At 71.5% G+C, this 17,127-nt stretch carries 11 protein-coding genes and 2 pseudogenes; 3 read left to right on the top strand and 10 right to left on the bottom strand.

The genetic code is table 11. The annotated features are described in order from the left end of the window. Positions 1 to 40: 40 nt before the first annotated feature. Positions 41 to 214: a hypothetical protein gene (locus tag OHA55_RS30165; RefSeq protein WP_266712281.1), complete on the bottom strand. Its 174-nt coding sequence runs from the start codon at positions 212 to 214 to the stop codon at positions 41 to 43. Positions 215 to 513: 299 nt separating this feature from the next. Here OHA55_RS30165 and OHA55_RS30160 point away from each other — a divergent pair, with 299 nt between their 5' ends. Continuing rightward, positions 514 to 1,275, top strand: a complete 762-nt coding sequence (locus OHA55_RS30160; protein WP_266712279.1) for an isocitrate lyase/phosphoenolpyruvate mutase family protein — start codon at positions 514 to 516, stop codon at positions 1,273 to 1,275. Positions 1,276 to 1,373: 98 nt separating this feature from the next. Here OHA55_RS30160 and OHA55_RS30155 read toward each other — a convergent pair whose 3' ends face one another. The 3 genes from OHA55_RS30155 to OHA55_RS30145 all read right to left on the bottom strand — a co-directional run bounded on the left by OHA55_RS30155 (position 1,374) and on the right by OHA55_RS30145 (position 4,601). Next, entirely contained in the window at positions 1,374 to 2,093 is a 720-nt protein-coding gene (locus tag OHA55_RS30155; protein ID WP_266712277.1) for a class I SAM-dependent methyltransferase, read from the bottom strand. 320 nt (positions 2,094 to 2,413) lie between these two features. After that, on the bottom strand, positions 2,414 to 4,153 hold the full coding sequence (locus OHA55_RS30150; protein ID WP_266712275.1) for a caspase family protein: 1,740 nt from the start codon (positions 4,151 to 4,153) through the stop codon (positions 2,414 to 2,416). Between the two features lie 25 nt (positions 4,154 to 4,178). Continuing rightward, positions 4,179 to 4,601 carry a hypothetical protein gene (locus tag OHA55_RS30145; RefSeq protein ID WP_266712273.1) on the bottom strand — a complete coding sequence of 141 codons (423 nt, stop codon included), beginning with the start codon at positions 4,599 to 4,601 and terminating at the stop codon, positions 4,179 to 4,181. Between the two features lie 502 nt (positions 4,602 to 5,103). Between OHA55_RS30145 and OHA55_RS30140 the strand changes: the two are divergent. Both OHA55_RS30140 and OHA55_RS30135 read left to right on the top strand, forming a co-directional pair. Further along, positions 5,104 to 6,204 (top strand): annotated as a pseudogene (locus OHA55_RS30140) (cysteine/serine endopeptidase inhibitor); the annotation flags it as partial. 456 nt (positions 6,205 to 6,660) lie between these two features. After that, positions 6,661 to 7,320: pseudogene (locus OHA55_RS30135) on the top strand (polysaccharide lyase family 7 protein); the annotation flags it as partial. A gap of 132 nt (positions 7,321 to 7,452) precedes the next feature. On the opposite strand, the gene OHA55_RS30130 reads toward OHA55_RS30135, so the two are convergent. From OHA55_RS30130 to OHA55_RS30105, 6 genes are all read right to left on the bottom strand, one after another. Further along, positions 7,453 to 8,349, bottom strand: a complete 897-nt coding sequence (locus tag OHA55_RS30130; protein ID WP_266712271.1) for an LPXTG cell wall anchor domain-containing protein — start codon at positions 8,347 to 8,349, stop codon at positions 7,453 to 7,455. A 341-nt stretch (positions 8,350 to 8,690) separates the two neighbouring features. Beyond that, positions 8,691 to 11,936 (bottom strand): WXG100 family type VII secretion target, encoded by a 3,246-nt coding sequence (locus tag OHA55_RS30125; protein ID WP_266712269.1) that lies wholly within the window; start codon positions 11,934 to 11,936, stop codon positions 8,691 to 8,693. Between the two features lie 202 nt (positions 11,937 to 12,138). Next, positions 12,139 to 12,693, bottom strand: coding sequence for a hypothetical protein (locus OHA55_RS30120; RefSeq protein ID WP_266712267.1), 555 nt, complete (start codon positions 12,691 to 12,693; stop codon positions 12,139 to 12,141). A gap of 2 nt (positions 12,694 to 12,695) precedes the next feature. Further along, on the bottom strand, positions 12,696 to 12,986 hold the full coding sequence (locus OHA55_RS30115; RefSeq protein ID WP_266712265.1) for a hypothetical protein: 291 nt from the start codon (positions 12,984 to 12,986) through the stop codon (positions 12,696 to 12,698). A 226-nt stretch (positions 12,987 to 13,212) separates the two neighbouring features. Then, positions 13,213 to 13,557, bottom strand: coding sequence for a hypothetical protein (locus OHA55_RS30110; protein WP_266712263.1), 345 nt, complete (start codon positions 13,555 to 13,557; stop codon positions 13,213 to 13,215). A gap of 153 nt (positions 13,558 to 13,710) precedes the next feature. Further along, entirely contained in the window at positions 13,711 to 17,127 is a 3,417-nt protein-coding gene (locus OHA55_RS30105) for a right-handed parallel beta-helix repeat-containing protein (RefSeq protein ID WP_266712261.1), read from the bottom strand.

Here is a 17,127-nt window from a genome sequence, read left to right as displayed (position 1 = left end):
CCGCCGCAGGGGTGGGCCGCTCGTCACCACCCGAGCGTGGTCAACCCGTACGCTCGCCTTCGGCCTGCGAGGGTTCGGTCCTGGCCGCCATCGGATGGACGTCATCACCGGAGCGGGCGTTTCCGCTGGACTCGTCGCGCTCGCCCTCCGCCTGCGAAGGGGTGCTCTCGTAAAGACCGTGCTCTTCGTTCGTTCCCTTTTCGGCGTTTCCCACGGCCTTCCTCCTCGGATCGGCTTTCCTCCATCTTCTCCCAGCATCGGGGAGCCCGCAGCGAGGAAGCCGGTCAGGAGCTCTGGAGGTCCTTCCCGGCGGCCGTGGAAGGCCTTATGGGGAGAGCCAAGGAAGCAGGACGCCAGGAGACCGGTTGAAACGCTTTCTACGACCCGACGGCAGGCGGTGGCTCTCCGTTCCCCACCGGTTCGCCGCCCGGACGGCACGGCCGCCGGACGCACCACGCCCCCTCCTCGGGGCTGGACCACCGGACGGAGCGATACGGGAGTAGCGTGCCGGCCATGGACTTTCACACCACCGTTGAACGCGCTCAACGCCTGAAGCAGCTGCATGCCGAGCACAAGCCGCTCGTACTGCCGACCGTGTGGGATGTCTGGTCCGCGCGGACGGCGGTCGACGCCGGGTTCCCCGCTCTGACCATCGGCAGCCATCCGCTCGCCACGTCCCGTGGGGCCGAGGACCACGAGGGACAGACCTTCGAGGAGGTGCTCGCCGCCGTCAGGCCGATCGTCGCAGCGGTCGACGTCCCCGTGTCCGTGGACCTGGAGGCAGGGTACGGGCAAGAACCCGCGGACCTCATGGCCGGACTCATCGAGGCCGGCGGCGTCGGTCTGAACCTCGAGGACACCGTCCATTCCGACGGCGGACGCCTGCGCGGCACGCACGAGCACGCGCGCTACATCGCCGGGCTGCGTGCCGCGGCCGACGACGCGGGAATCCCGGTCTGGGTCAACGGGCGTACCGATCTCTTCCTCCACGCGGAGAAACCGGCCGATGTCCTCGACGAGGCGATCGAGCGCCTGCGGGCCATGGAACAGGCCGGCGCCGACAGCGTCTACCCGGTGCGTATCCAGGACGACGACGATCTGCTCATGGCCGTGACCGGTGCCGTGGCCATCCCGGTGAACTCCACCGCGCATCCCGTCAAGCACGACCTCGAGCGCTTCCGGCGTCTCGGCGTCGGCCGCGTCACCTACGGCCCGTTGCTGCAAATCGCGTTGACCGACGCGATGAAGAACATGCTCGGGGCGTGGGCGCTCTGACGCGTCGGCCGTACGGGCGGGGCCCGGGAAAAAAGGTGCCCCGCCGCACGGCCCTGGTAGCGGCCGGCATGCCACGAAGAGCCGGCAGCTCGGACAGGTCAGAGGCGGCCGACGACGAACCAGCGGGCGGGGAGCTCGACCGGGGAACCGTCGGGGCCGGTATCGCTCATGGCGAGGGCAGTGGCGCCCTCGTCGAGGACGGTGAGCCCCGCCGCCCTCAGCAGGGCGGCGACTTCGCCCTCGGCGACTTCGCCGGGGCGAAGGTCGTTCTCCATGACGCGGCGCAGTCTGGGGGAAGGGCCGCCGGGCCGGGCTGCGATGGCGGCGATGACCGCCTTGGCCTGGCCCGTCGGCTCCAGGATCAATGCCTTGCCGTGCGTGCCGACCAGTAGGGCGACGGCGGCGGCTACCGCAGGACGGTCCTCGGGGTCGCTCTGGTGCAGGACCGCCCGCATGTAGACGTTGGTGTCCCCGAGGCGCTCGTGCAGCGCGCCGGTCTGCGCCGGGTCGGCGAGGTTGAGCTGCTCGTACGTCGCGGCTCCGCCCGGATCGGCCCGGCGGGCGTGGGCGACGGCCGCGGCGGAGAGGTCGACGCCGACGGCGGCGGTGAAGCGGCCCGAGAGGAATCGGGTCTGGGTACCGTTGCCGCACCCGAGGTCGGCGACCGGCAGGGTCGGGTCGGCGTACGGGGCCAGGTGTTCGAGGTCGCGGCGTGCGGTCAGGGCCGGATCCGAGTCCCAGAAGGGTTCGCCCTGCTCGCCGGAACTCTGCTCCCAGAAGCCTTCCCACGAGGTGCGGTAGCGGTCGGACACGGTCATGGAGTCTCCTTGCGATGTGCGGTCTGATCGGTGTGCCGGGGTCCGGCGTCCCTCATGGTTACCGTGCGGGCGCCCCATCGCTTCTCCGGGGCGCATGCCATGAGCTCTGCGCGTGGACCGGCGCTCGGGTTCCGCGGCGTCGGAGTGCGGTGCTGCTCGGCGGCGCCGACACGGAACGCGGCCCGAGAGGCGGCTGACCGCGTGTAGCGGGACAGCTTCGGGGACGCGACCGACTCTTCCCGGGAAAGCGTGAACAGCATCGAGCCCTCTCCGGCTCTAAGGGCTTGCAGGGAATCAAGGTGTTGCTTCCCTGCAAGCCCTTAGTGGGCTTTGGCGCGCGGCCAGAGCATGCCGTCGCTGGTTCGGATTATCACCCAGCAGCCGGGTCTCGGACTGCCGATTACCTCGACGCGTTCGACGGCCGGCATCCCAGACCGGTCGCTTCGTTCGACGATGTCCCGAAGATGGACGGAGTGGAGGGGAACTTTGAGTGAGACCCACGAGAGCCCGACGTCCATTTCCGGAGTTCCCGCATCGGGGTCGCCCTCGGGTACGCCGTCGTAGCGGAGCCGGGCGTAGGGCCTTTTCACCCCGGTGACCCCGAATCCGTCGGAGACGTCTTCCGCATCCGTTCCTGTCGTCATTCCCATCTGGATGACATAGAGACCGTGGGCGCGCAGCACGCTGCGTATAAGGAGAAATCGCCAGGCATCCCTGCGCCGAGAGACTGCCTGCAACAGCGAGAAAATGATGACCAGTACGAAGAACGCTCGTCCTACGTTCCCGTACCATGTCTCGCGAGAAAGGGCGTTATGCGCTGCCATTACGGCGACGAGTACCATCAGCCACAGCCATGACCACCAAGTAGCCCTTTTGAGATGCCGGTATCCCCTGTCGGCCCGGTACTCGTTGGTGGTGGAGTTCGTCAAGAGAGGTGTGCCGGGCCATCGCCCCTGAGAAGTGGCTTGGCGGAAGGCGCTTACCCGCAACTTCTGCCACTTCACGGTGCCCTCGCCGCCCGGAAGGACGAATGAGACGGCGTCCCCGGAGTTGTCGGCGCGCAGATCAGCCACCTTGCGGCCGTTTACGAGAGAGTGGGCTTCGCGCCAGGTGATGTCTGCGTTTCTGTACAGCCCGGCTGTGACGGGTACCCCCTCGGCAGCCGCCATGATCTCGTCCCGATGCGTGGTCAGGACAACGCCGGACGGAGACAAGGGGACATGCAGGACACCGCTGAAATCGGTGTAGGAGGCGAGCAGGGACTGGTTTCCCTCGCGATCGGTGAAGATCGGGCGCACGTCGAAGGGGCCCGTGCGATGGCCGCGGTCGCGGTCCGGACGGTCCGCCGTCACCTGCCCGGCCTGCCTGGCCCGGCGTCGTGCGAGCGGGATGGCTCCCACCCCCGCCTGCGTCTTCATGTGGGGTATCTGCCCAGAGCTCCGGAGCCGGCCGTGGACGTACCGGTAGACGTCAAAGGCCGTCACGAGGCCGTCTCGGCCAGGGGCGCCGGATCTCAGCCCCGTGACCAAGTGCCGGGTGAACGGGCTGGCCATGCCCGCCGCCTCGGCATCGGCGGAGACGCCTCCATGGCTGGAGCTGGTCATCACGAAACGTCCGTGTCCAGCGAGTTGGGCGGTGGGATCAGTTCCCTTCGCAGTGGCCGCGCCACTGAAGCAGCAGTCCAGAACGACGACGATCGACCGTGCCGCGCAGTCCTCGATCAGGTCGTTGACGTAGCCCAGTTCGACTGAACGCGCCTGTAGACGCGCGAGCGTGGTGTCGCTCGCGCAGAGACGCAGTCTGTTCCGAAGGTCGAGGAGGCCGTGCCCGCTGTAGTAGAGGAAGAGCTGTTCGTGCGGGAGCGCGCTCCCGAAGAACTCCGCGAGTTCGTCCTTGACGCGCTGTGTGGTCGCTTCCAGGACCGTTCGCACGGCGTCGGCCCGGTGCAGACCTGTGTCGGGGTCCGTGAGAGCCGCGGAAAGCGCGGGGACATCCGTCGGTGGCCCCAGAAGGGAACGCAGTTCGCCCGGGTCGTCGGGGAACTCGGAATTGCCGATCAAAAGAGCCCGGTACGTCCTCCCCCGCTCAGTCACCCGGGGCGCCGTTCAGGGCGTCCGGCTCGTCGGGGGCCGAGGAGTCATCCCCCAGTGTCGCGCGCAGCCCGTGCTCCAGCGCGCTGCGCAGCGTTTCGCTGTCGATGGTGGTGCCTGTCGCGACGAACTCGCCGCGGCGGCCGTCCACGGTCCAGGTGAGACGTACGCTTCGCCCCCGATCACGCTTGAGCCACGCGACGAGAGCTGTGACGACTCCTGCGACGATTCCAGGGCTTGTGAGCTGAAGCACCACGTCGGAGAGGGCTCCCTTGGTGCCCGTGGCCGGCACGAACCGACGCTCCAGAGGGCATTCCGCCTCGTCGAGAGCTCCATGAAGGAGACTTACCTGGCTCTGCCAGCGCTCGTCGTCTTCGTCGAATCGGTCACTTCGCGCCTCCAGGTGAACCGTCGGCATGGTTCCGCCCTCCTCGTATTCCGCTACCGGGCAGTCTGCACACGAGGCCCGCGCCGCCTCGCGGCCTCATGCCGCCTCGCGAAGACGAGCGGCGTCGGATCGGGGCGGCGACCGACTGCCCCTCGCAGGGTAAGTCAACTCCCTTCACCTGAAGTCCTGTTCACTCGAAGCAAGTTCCTGGCGGGCTGAGAACCAGGGGCGTGGCCGGTCCGCCGGGAGCTGGGACGTGCCTGCTCCGAACCCTGCGCGGCCCGCCCCCGACCGGCCGCGCACCGGCCCCGGTGGCGCCGCCTTCGAGTGGCCGAAGAGGCGGAGTGAGTGGCTCGCCGGGCAGACGGTCCGGCGTACCGCTGTCATACCTGGACGCATCTCCGATGATCGGTCGACGCGGCAGCCTTCTCGGACCGTTCGGACTCGGTGCTGTCCGGAACAGGTGTACCGGGCTGTCCGCGCGCTCAGCCGAAGGCCGATCCGCACCCCATCAGACTGACCAGGAGATCGCGTGTCCATCCGGAATCGGATCATCGCGGGCGGTGCTGTCGCCTTGGTGACGGTCACCTTGGGAAGCGTGTCGTTGGCGCTGGCCGACGACCCGATCAGTACCCGGACCGTCTCCGGGCAGATGACGTACTACAACGACAGCGGGTACGGCGCGTGCGGGAGTCAGGTCGATGCCGCGACCGAGGATCTCGTCGCCGTGTCCCACGAGTGGTGGACGTCCGCCAATCCCAACGAGGACCGGCTCTGCGACGGCGTGGACGTCGAGGTGACCTACGACGGCAAGACGATCACGGTGCCGGTCAAGGACATGTGTCCCTCGTGCGACGCCGGCCACCTCGACCTCAGCCAGACCGCGTTCCAGAAGCTCGCTCCTCTGGAGAAGGGCCTCGTCAAGGGCATCTCCTGGAGGTTCGTCACCGACGACGGTGAGGCCGTCGCGCTCCCGTCCTCGTCCGGCGAACCGGAAGCGAGCCCCGCACCGGCGTCCGGCGGGACCGGGTGGCCCTCCCGGTACGCGGCACCGTACGTGGAGACGTGGGGGTCGCCCTCCGACCTGGACAGGGCGCGGCAGGCGGGTCTGCGGCACGCCACGCTCGCCTTCGTGCTGGACGGCGGGGGCTGCAAGGCCACCTTCAACGGGAACACACCGGTCACGGACGCGGGCTGGTTGTCGGCCGTGCAGGGGCTGCGTGGTGCGGGCGGGGACGTGATCGCGTCCTTCGGCGGGGCCTCGGGGACCGAGCTCGGTCAGGCGTGCGAATCCGTGACGGCTCTGCAGGAGCAGTACCGCACGGTCGTGGACGCGCTCGGCCTGTCGCGGCTCGACTTCGACATCGAAGGTGCCGCGCTGGCCGACAGCGCCGCGAACCACCGTCGTAACCAGGCACTGGCCGCGCTGCAGAAGCAGTCCGAGGCGGCGGGTCACCCGCTGGACGTCCAGTTCACACTGCCTTCGGGCCTGCAGGGCCTGGAGGCGGACGGTGTCGCCATGTTGCAGGACGCCGAGAGTACGGGCCTGCGGGTGTCGCTCGTCAACATCATGACGATGGACTACGGGTCCGCGGTGGACGACATGGGGCAGACCGCCATCGACGCCGCCACGGCACTGCACGGCCAACTCGGCGGCATCTGGCCGTCGAAGTCGTCCGAGGAACTGTGGGCGATGGAGGGCAACACACCGATGATCGGGGTGAACGACACTCCTGGCGAGGTGTTCACCACGGACGACGCCGAGCGGCTGGCGGCCTTCGCCGTGGAGAAGGGCATCCGGCAGCTGGCGTTCTGGGCGGTGGGCCGTGACGAGGCCTGCCCCGAAGCCGGGACGCTCTCCGATTCGTGCAGCGGCACCGAGCAGAGCGACTACCAGTTCCTGAAGACCTTCGAAACCGTCACCACCACCAGCCCCGACGCGCAGTCGGCCGCGAAGCCGGTCACCGGCCAGGGAACGGTCAGCGGCACGCCGACGCCCTCCGCCTCCTCCTCCGCCACGGCTCAACTCCCGGACAGCGGGAACCGACTCGACGAGGGCGGCACCAACGCCGCCCCGGAGGCCGGCACCGGGGGCGGCATCGACTTGTCGATCTGGCAGCTCCAGGAACCGGTGGGCTCCCCCGGATCCCCGACCACCGTCTCCGCGTCGCAGCTCCGGAGCGGTTACCAGGACGCCTACTTCTTCACCGCCGACGACGGCGCCATGACCTTCTGGTCGCCGGAGAAGGGCGTCACCACTCCCAACTCCAAGTCGCCCCGGTCGGAGTTGCGGGAGATGAACCCGGGCGGGGGCAGTGCCAACTGGTCGCTCGACGGCACCCACCGGATGAGCGCGACCCTGCGCGTCGTGTCGGTGACGTCCAACGTGTGCGTGGGGCAGATCCACCTCGGTGAGGGGGGCTCCTCCACCAAGCCACTGCTGGAGCTGTACTACCACGCCGACGGCGACATCGTCCTGGGCACCGAGAACTCCCCCTCGGGCGGCCAGACCACCCACACGGTGGGGCATGTGGCGGTCGGCGAGAAGTGGAGCTACACCATCGGCGTCTCGGGCGGCGACACCATCGATCTCACGGTCGACGGAAGCACCACCCATTACCCCATCGCCGACTCCTTCAAGTCCTACCAGCAGTACTTCAAGGCGGGGGCCTACAACCAGTCGGCGTCGGGCAGCAGCACGGAAGGCGCCAAGGTCGCGTTCTACGCGCTGGACGTCTCGCACGGCTGACCGGCCACCACGAAAGGCCCGAGGGCCCGACGCCACCCTCTTGGGTTCCGGGCGTCGGGCCCTCGGTCCGTTCCGTGGCCGCCGTCGGCGGAACGGAACGGTTTCACGTCAGGGAGAGTCAGTTGGGGAGAGTCAGTTGACGAGTCCCTGGCGACGGCGACGGGTGAACGCGTACAGACCCACGCCCACGGCCACGAGGACGGTCGCCGCGAGGGTCGTCACGAGGGTGGTGGTGCTGTCGCCGCCGGTGCTCGCCAGAGTGCCGGGGACCGTCGAGTCGGTGGGGGGCTCGTCCGGGGTGGCCGCCGCGGGAGGCGTCGTGGATGCGGAAGGCGCCGGGGTGCTCCCGGTGGGGGTCCCACTCGGGGCGGGTACCGGGGAAGTGGTCGTGGGCGTCGCGCTCGGCGACGGGGTGTCGGCGACGGGAGTCGTCGGGCTGGGCGTGGGGGTGGGGGTGGCCGCGGGCAGCGTCGTCGAAGCGTCCGGCGTCGGGGTGACGGGGGGTGCGGGGGCGCAGGCGGCGCCTCCGTTCCAGTGCGCGATGAGGTGGGAACCTATCTGCGAGTCCGGGTAATGCGGCACCGGCGCGTCCGTGCCGTCGTACGCGCGGTCGCCGCTGTAGAGGTCGATCTGCCCGAAGCACTCGGGAGTGAAGGCGGAGACGTCCAGAACCGTCTGCGCCAGGTCCTTCGTGAGGACCACGCTGTCCCGGCCGAGGAACTTCTGGGTGCCCGAGGACGCCCAGTTCGGGCCCTCGGTGCTGTACGAGGCGAGCGAGAGCACGTACTGGCATCCCGCCGCCGGCTCGCCCTTGAGGCGCACGTCGACCCTGGTCGCAGGGGCGTCCCCCGCGATGACACCGCTGCTGAACCAGTGCTGTCCACGGTCCGAGGTGTATTCGACGCCGATGCGGTCGCAGGAGTGCGCGTCGTGCGCGTGCGCGGATCCGGCGCCGCACAGGGGCAGGGCGACCGCCAGGCCGAGAACGGCGGCCGCGCTGCGGGAACGTCTGAGGAAGTGCGAGGGCACCTAAATGCTCCTGTACGTCGGAGAAGTGGGAACACGGCATCCGCGGACTGGCCGGCCGTTCCCGCGAGCGCCGAGGGTGACGCCCCCGGGAGGTGAGCCCGGGCAATGAACCGCGTGGCCGTCGTCCGCGTGCGTGGCCATTCCACATCCGCCGCACCGCCCGGAAACCGTTCCCGCCCGATCTCTGCCCCTCCGTCCGGGGGTCCTGCCCCCGCGATGCCTCCGAGCCGCCGGGGCCCCGGGACGGGTGGCCGGCCCCGGGACGAGCCGCCGGGGCCCCGGGCCGGGTGGCCGACCCCGGGACGGTCCGGACACCACCCAGGCCCCGGGGCTCCTCCTCGTCAGCCGAGGGAATCCGGGATGACCTGGGGGCGGGTCCCCCAGGTGGAGGCGTCCTGGCGCAGCAGTTGGACGGCGCCCGTCTCCTCGTTCTCCTCCTCCGGGTCCTCGGCGGACCCGTCGGGGTCCTTGTCGGATTCGGTGGGCTGGTCCCCCGGGTCGCCGCCGTCCCCGGACCGCGGCGGTTCTCCCGCTCCTGCGAATTGGACGGTCCCCGCTGCGGGGGCGGGCCTCTGGGAGGGCCGCCACGTGGTGAGTTCCGGACCGTCGTGCCCGGTCGTCGGGGCGGCGGGTGCGACCGCGTGCTCGGCCAGCTGTACGGCGCTCCCCTCGGCGTCCCACACCGCCGGATCGGCGACGGTGTAACGGGAGGTGCCGACGTCGTCGCCGCCGTCCGCCGCTGCTCCTCGGCCCGCGAGCGCGAGCAGCAGCGGGCTGAAGCCGGCGGCGGCCACGTCCCAGGCCGAGACGTCGTCGGTGTCCCCCTCGGGTGCGACGACGGCGATCCGGTCCTCCGGCAGCGGGGCGGGTGCCAGGAGGCCGTCCGGCAGGGGGGCGGTGGTCAGGAGGTCCTCCGGCAAGGGGGTGACCGCCAGGAGGTCGTCCGGCAGGGGGGCGGGCGCCGCGGACTCCTCTCCGGCGTCGCCGGCTTCCGCCGTCGCGGCTCCGGCGGGGGCCGGTCGGCCTTGGCCGCCGCGTCCCGAACCCGGCGCGGCGGAGGGTGTGCCGGGGCCGCCCGCCGTCCCCGGGACGCTGAGGGGAACCCCGGGGATCAGGGGCGTACCGCCTGCCGCGCCCCATTCCTCGGGGCCACCGTCCGCGCCGGCCGAAGGCGCGGGAGCGCCCGGGGCCGGGGCGGGCGCTCCGGCCGAGGAGACGGCGTCGGCCGTCGCCGCCGGGGGCGGGGTGGTGCCCTGCTCCGTCAGCCCGTTGAGGACTGCACCGCCGGCCGCCGCGCCCGCGGAGGCCGCCTCGCCGGTGTGCTCCGAGGGGTGGGGCAGCCATGAGGTGGCCGGGCCGCCCAACAGGCCTGCGCTGTCGGGCCGTTCGCCTTCCGTGTTGCCCCTCGTCCCCGCGCCCGCGGTATGCGCGCCGGGCATCATCGGCATCAGGGGGGTGCCGGTTTCGGCCGCGGTGGAAGCGCCCTCCGCGGTGGACGCGGCGACACCGGGCCCGGTCAGGCCCGCGCCGCCGGACGGCGCACCGGCGGCGGGGAGTTCGCCGGCCGTCCCCGGAGCGCCTTCCTCCGTCCACGGCACCACACCCGCACCACCCAGCAGACCCGCCGCATCCGGACGCTCCGCACCCGAACCCGCACCGGCCGCACCCGCCCCCACACCCGGGGACATCGGCATCATCGGCATACCGGACGCACCCACACCGTCCCCCGACAGACCGGACGCCTCGGAACCGGGCAACGGCACACCCGCCCCCGGAACACCCTCGAACGCCGCAGGAACGCCCCCCAACTCCGCACCACCCGCGGCAACCCCCGCCACCGGCGCGAAATCGTCCAACCCGCCCGGCGACGCCCACGGCACCACACCCGCACCACCCAGCAGACCCGCCGCATCCGGACGCTCCGCACCCGAACCCGCACCGGCCGCACCCGCCCCCACACCCGGGGACATCGGCATCATCGGCATACCGGACGCACCCACACCGTCGGCCGACAGGCCGGGCGCGGAGACGAGGCCGGATGTGGGCATCGCGGAGGGAGAGAGGCCGTCCGGCAGTCCGGCCGCTCCCGTGCCCGTCTCCGGGAGGCCCGCGGGTGTGACTCCGGGCAGGTCCGGTGTCGTGGAACCGCCCGTCCAGGCGTTCGGCAGCTCGCTCAGGTTCTGGCCGGAGCCGGAGGAGCCCGGGGTGCCGATGGACGCCGAGGGTATGCCGCCCAGCCCGCCGAGGGGGAAAGCTGCCGGGGTGCCGGTACCCGCCGTACCGGTCGGCGGATTGAGTACGCCGTCCAGGGCGGGGTCCAACGCCCCGGGGTCCAACGCCCCGGGGTTCAACGCCCCGGGGTTCAACGCCCCGGGGGTCGACGCCCCGGGGATCGACGTTCCGGTGTAGGGGTCGACGGTGGAACCGGCACCCAGCTCGGGCAGTCCGGTACCGCCCGTGTACGGGTCCGCGGTGCCCCCGGTGCCCGTGCCGTCCCCGGTGCCCAGCGCTCCCAGGTCTGGCGAACCGATGCCGCTCGCGCCCGTGGCCAGGTCCGGGGAGGCCACGCCTCCGGTGTACGGGTTCGCGGTGCCGCCCGTGCCCGTACCGTCTCCGGTCCCCAGCGTCGCCAGGTCGGGCGCGGTGATCCCGCCCCCCGAACCGGTTGCCAGGTCCGGGGAGGCGGTGCCGCCCGTGTACGGGCTCGCGGTGCCGCCCGTACCGCCACTGCCGCCGCCGAGGGTCGAGAGGTCGGGAGAGTTGACGCCTCCCCCGGTGCCTCCCCCCGAACCGCCGCCGGTGCCGGTGTTCAGGTCGGGGGACTTGATGCCGTTCTGGCCGCCGCCACCCTTGTACTGGTCGAGGTCCTGGTCGTTGTTCTTGCCGTCGCCCGTGCTCGCGGGGTCGCTGGTGGGCGGTGTGACGGCTTTGGGCTTCACGTTGTTCAGGGACTGCGTGACGGTCGAGTAGTTGTTCGCGAGGGACTTCAGCACGGACCGCATGTCGTTGGTCATCATCTCGACGATGTCCGGACGCTGGCTGACCGGGATGAGGCCGTTCGCCATGGGGACGACGCCCACCTTGATCGCTTCGTTGGCGTACCAGGTGTCGATGGCGTGGATCTGGGCCTGGGCGAAGGCGAGGGAGTTGGCGCCCTGGACGAGGCTCGGGCCCACCGGGGTGCCGGTGGAACCGCCGCCGAGGGCGGCCGCGTTGGCGAGGACCTCCCTGGAGAAGGTCGTCATGGTGTCCGCGAAGGCGTCCGCCGCAGCGCCCTGCCACGGCGCGCCCTTTCCTCCCGCCAGCGCCTTGGCCTGGTCGGCGAGGCTCTTGCCGACCATCTCCATGAGTTCCTGCACGGCCTGGAACTCGTTGGCCGCCGTCATCAGGGTCTGCGGGTTGGACACCGAGGACGCCCGGGCTTCCCCGCCGGCGCCGGGGGTCATGTTCGAGCCACCGGTGACGGCGGCCATGATCTGCTTCCAGTCCCAGCTGTCGTAGTCGGACCTGGAGCCCTGGTTCTTGGTGTCGCCGTAGATCCCGCTGTCGTCCTGCTGGAATCCGGTGGTGTTGTAGTCGTCGGGCATGTGCCTGCGCTCTCGTCCGAAGCCTCGACCGCCGGGACGTCGCTTCGACGGTTGCTGGGGTGCCGGACGCCGGGTCCGCGGAGCGCGCACGGCCGCCGGCTCCCCCGGGGTGTCCGGCGGAGCCGACGGCCGTGCGGTCCACGACCGGACTTCCGGTGATACCGCTGTTGTTCAGGGGTGGTGACCGCCCGCCGGACACCACCTAAGGGGTGGTGGTCGGGGTCTTCGTCGTGTCGGGCTGGTTGATGGTGAGCCCGCTGTCGCTCGCCAGCTGCGTGAAGTCGGACGACGCGTCGGAGAAGAGCTCGTTGAGCTCTTTCGTCTTCATCTTGTTGAGATCCTCGGTGGAGGTGTACTTCTTGCTCATGAGTTTGGCGCCGTCGGCGATGTCCGCGAGGCCCTCGGCCAGGTCGTACAGGATCTTGTAGTAACGCCCCTGCAGGCCCTCGCCACCGTTGGCCCCCGAGGTCGCGGTCCGTAGCTGGTAGGCGTCGAAGAAGGCGCCCGGCTGCACCGTGGCCATCGCCTGGATACGGTCACGCGCCGCGACGACCATCGGTACGAGGAGCTCGATGTTCTTCGCGAACAGGTCCAGGGACGCGGTGTCGACGACCTCCGGGCCCGAGCTCCCGCCGCTCTTGGGCACGTGCGGCGGGTCCGGGGTACCGCCGGTCACCGGCCCGGAGACGGTGGCCGGGCTGTGCACGCTCGTCGGGTCCCACGCCTGGGGATCCGCCGCGTCCGGTTCGGGCGGCATGGTCACTTGCTCCAGAGCTGGGTGCCGTACTGGACGGCGGAGACGTAGTCGTCACGGCAGGAGGCGGCCGCGCTCTGGGCCTGCTGGGCCAGCGCCCCCATGTTGGCGGTGGCCTGGTTCCACTGGGCCTTGTTCGCGTCGAACAGCTCCTTGACGGTGCTGTCCCAGCCGGCGAGGGCGGCGGTGTTGCCCGAGGCGAACTGCTCGTTCAGGGTCTCGATCTCCGCCTGGACGGTCGTCAGCTGGTCGAGCACCTCGTTGACGGCAGCCCAGTTGATCATGTAAGTCGACATGCTTTTCCTCCACTTTCGAGTGAGTGCGTGGTGAGGTGCGGCCTGCACCCGAAGCGCGTTCCGGAAGAGGCGCCGCCCGCCCCGAGGGCGGGTCCGGTGGCGTCGGGTGCGTGCGATCACAGGGCGGAGGGCCGCCCCGGTACCGGAAGGGAGCGGGGCGACCCCGACGGCGCGGCGGGGTTACGCGCCGGACGCCACCGGACGGGTGGGACGCTCGGGACGCGCTTCAGAAGCCGGTGAGCCCGATGGGCTCCGCCATGGTCGCACCGACGCGCGCGGTGGCCTGGGTGGTCGTCTCGTGCGTGCTCGCCAGGGCCGAGTGGTTCGCCACGATGCGTTCGTGCATCTGGTCGAGCACGCTGCCCACGATCTTGTAGTTCGCGAGCCAGGCGGTCATCGCGTTGGCGAAGTTGGCGCCGGCCTCTCCCGTCCAGCCGGCCTCCGCCTCCGCCGTCAGGGCCTGCATCCTGTCGGACGACGCGCGGTGGCTCTCCAGAGTCGACAGGTGAACCTGGCCCGACTTCTGCATGCCCTCGCTGTCGAAAGCCTCAAGTCCGGAACCTGTGGCCATTACGGAACCTCCGCACGATTTGGTGTGATTGATGGAGCTTTCACTCCGTGGTGGTTATCCTGCCCGCACCTTTGAGGCGGTGACAGCTCAACCGCCCCGCCCTGCCCGGTGTGACACACCCCCTGCCCCTGTGACCCGGAGGCGAACGCCCGGTTACGCCACAGCCACCGCGACCGCCCCGTCCACCCCGTCCACCCCGTCCGCCCCTTCCGCCCTGTCCGCCCCTTCCGTCTCCGAGGGCGGCGGCAGGCTCTCCGGCGTACCGGGGACGTCCGAGGGTCCGATCGTCCGGGACACGGCGGCGTCGGCCACCTGTTCGGCGCTCACGTGGGCACCGAACGCCCCGCCCGCGGGCGGAGTTCGGGAGAACCGCTCCGCCAGGACGCCCTCGACCCCGTCCGCCACGTCGAAGCCGAGAGCCGTCAGCCGCCGCACCGCCAGCCGCGCCAGCTCCTCGGCCGTATACGGCGCGAAATCCAGCCGTCCCGCGAAACAGGCCGCGAGCCGGCGCCCTTCCGGCCCGGTCAGCAGGCCGCCGAGCAGTTCGGGATCGGCGGACAGCGCGACGGCCGTGCCGGAGCGGTCCGGGATACGGGCGGCGAGCGCCGTGACGAGGGCGGTGCGCTCCTCGGCCGGCCGCTCGACGTAGTGCTGGTCGATCTCCAGCAGCAGCAGTCCGCCGGCCGCCTCGTCGAAGAGCCCCGCGACGTACGCCTGCGCCTGGCCGGGCCAGCGGGCGGGCATGGCGGAGAGCTGGGCCCGGTGCACGGCACCGGCGGGGAGGACGCCGAGTTCGGCGAGGGCCTTCGCGTAGAGCACCGCGACGGCGTCGCGTCCGCTGCCCTCGGCTCCCGCGAGGACCAGGTTGGCCGCCCCGGCCGTCACCGTGCCGGCCCGGTGCGCGGTGGCCAGCGCGGAGAGGCCGGGCTCCAGCGCCCGGCGCACCTCGTCGAGCCCGATCAGCACGGAGATCCTCGCGAGCGCGGTGCTCATCGGTGCGGTGCTCGTCGGCGCGGAGTCCGCCGGGGCCCGTCCGTCCGCCGGGGCCTGTCCGGCGGACTCCGCGGCGGCCTCCGCCCGGGCCGGCGGGTCCGGTTCGGGCACGGTCTCCACGTCCGCACCGGTGAGCCGGCTCAGCTCGGAGTCCCTGCCCGGCGGAGACACGGCCAGACGCGAGGCCTGCTTGCTGATCATCGTCTCGAAGAGCTGGCGGGCGACCCGGCCGTTGCCGAAGGTCGGTCCCTTCGGGGTGCGTTCGAAATAGCCGGCCACCGCCGCCAGTGCGTCGTCCGTCAGCTCGTAGTAGTGCTTGCCGCACAACCCGCGGACGATGGTGACCAGTTCGTCCACCGTGTAGTTGGGGAACTCCACCGTCCGGGAGAAGCGGGACGCCATGCCCGGGTTGGAGGCCAGGAACTGGTCCATCTGCGCGGAGTAGCCCGCGACGATGACGACGATCTCGTCCCGGTGGTCCTCCATCAGTTTCATCAGGGTCTCGACGGCCTCCTGCCCGAAGTCCGGGCCGGTGCCCCGGGACTGGTTGGTCAGGGTGTACGCCTCGTCGATGAACAGCACGCCGCCGAGCGCCCGGTTGACGACCTCGGTGGTCTTGATGGCGGTGCCGCCGATGATCTGCGCGACCAGGTCGGCGCGCGAGACCTCCACGATGTGGCCCTTGCTGAGGATGCCGAGCTCCGCGAGGACCGCACCGTACAGCCGGGCGACGGTCGTCTTGCCGGTGCCGGGCGGCCCGGCGAACACCAGGTGGCGGCTCATCGGAGGCATGGGCAGGCCCATCTCCTCGCGGCGGCGGGTCATCTTGTTCAGGTTGATGAGCCCGGTGACCTCCTGTTTGACGCTCTCCAGCCCGACCAGCGCGTCCATCTCGGCCAGCGGCCCCGTGCCGGTGTGCCGGGCGCGCGACTGCGCCCCGGAGCCGTCCTGCTCCCGCTTCCCCGGTGCCCGCGCGGGGAGCTCCCCGGTGTCGTCCGCGTCCCCGGGGCCGGGGCCGGCGAGGTCCTCCGTACCGGTCAGGCCGACGACGGTGAGCCGCGCGTCGGACCGCATCCGGTGCAGCGCCTGCCCCCCGTTGTCCCGGATCTCGCAGCTCTGGACGCGTACCGGTTCCTCGGTGTTGACGCGGATGCCGTCCCCCGCGTTGTCGAACACCACACAGTGGTCCAGCTCGGCGCGGGAGGTCGACTGGAGGTGCACCCCGTGCCCGCGGGCCCCGTGCATCCGGCAGCCCACGGCGGTGAGGGTGCCTCCGCCGGCCACCCGGATGCCGTCCGTGTCCGATCCGCCGGCCTCGGTGTCCTTCAGTTCGAGGTGCGCGTCGGCGCCGACGGACATCCCGGAGTCCACCACCACGCAGGACTCGGCGACGGCCGATGCCCCGGTGAGCGCGAGGCCGGGGCCGTCCGCGGCACGCACCCGTACTTCGTGGAGGCGGCCGGTGGCGCCCTCGGCCAGCTCGACGGCGGCGCCCCGGCCTTCCGTCGACACCTCCGAATCGCGCAGGTGGATCTCCGCCCCGCCCTTGGCGAGGATGCCGGCGGAGCCCGCGGCCACCGTCAGCCGCTCGCCCTGGACGACGGCCCCGTCGACGGCCAGCAGACCGCGATCCGTTCCGCGTACCGTCAGACCGCGCAGCACCGGCCGGCCGGCCGCGTCCACCAGCACGCCGACCGGCGTCCCGGATATCTCGCAGTCCTCCAGGAGCGGGCTCGACTTCTCGGTGATCCGCAGCCCGTCGCGGGCGGCGCCGGACAGGGAGCAGCCGCGCAGGGTGGGCGCCGCGCCTCCCGCGACGAGCACGGACTCGCCGCCGGAACCGGTGAAGGAGCAGTCGGTCAGGGTGGTTTCGGCGCCGCTCGTCAGATAGGCGTCGAGACCGGCGCTGCCGGAGACGGTGACCCTGGTGAGTTCGAGGCGGCCGTTCTGTTCGGCCACCACGGCCGGCTGGCCGCTGCCGGTGATACGGGTGCCCTCGACGATGCCGTGGGCCTGGCCGTTGACGCAGACGCCGTTGCCTCCGGCCTCGTCGATCCGGCAGTCACGGACCGTCAGCCGGCCGCGTTCGGCGACCACGATCGCGGACGAGAGCGTCCGACCGACCATGGTGCCCTCGATGACGTTGGCGCCGGTCGAGGTGACCACGATCCCGGCCCCGCCGGGGCCCGTGACCCGGCAGGAACGGGCGATGAGGGTGCCCTGGTGCCAGACGAGGATCCCCGCCCACGCGTTGCCGGAGACCGTGCACTCCTCCAGGGCGGCCTCGCCGCGGCGCACCTCCACGACCGGGGTCTGCTCGCTGCCGCCTTCCAGGACGAGGCCGGACAGCCGGGCTGCTTCGGCGTCGATGACCACGGCGCCGGCGCCGCCTCCGTCGATCCGCACGCCGGCGGCTCCGGCGGCGAGGGTGACGACCCGGTTCACGACGAGGGACTCCTGGTAGGTGCCCGCCGCGATGGTGATCAGCGCGCCGTCGGTGGCCGCGGCCAGGGCCGCGCCGATCGTGCGGTAGGGGGCGGTCCCGTCCTGGGAGACCAGCAGGATCTGCCGGCTCAT

It is taken from the genome of Streptomyces sp. NBC_00102, assembly GCF_026343115.1.
Taxonomy (GTDB): Bacteria; Actinomycetota; Actinomycetes; order Streptomycetales; family Streptomycetaceae; genus Streptomyces.
This window is presented reverse-complemented; position numbering and strand designations above follow the sequence as displayed.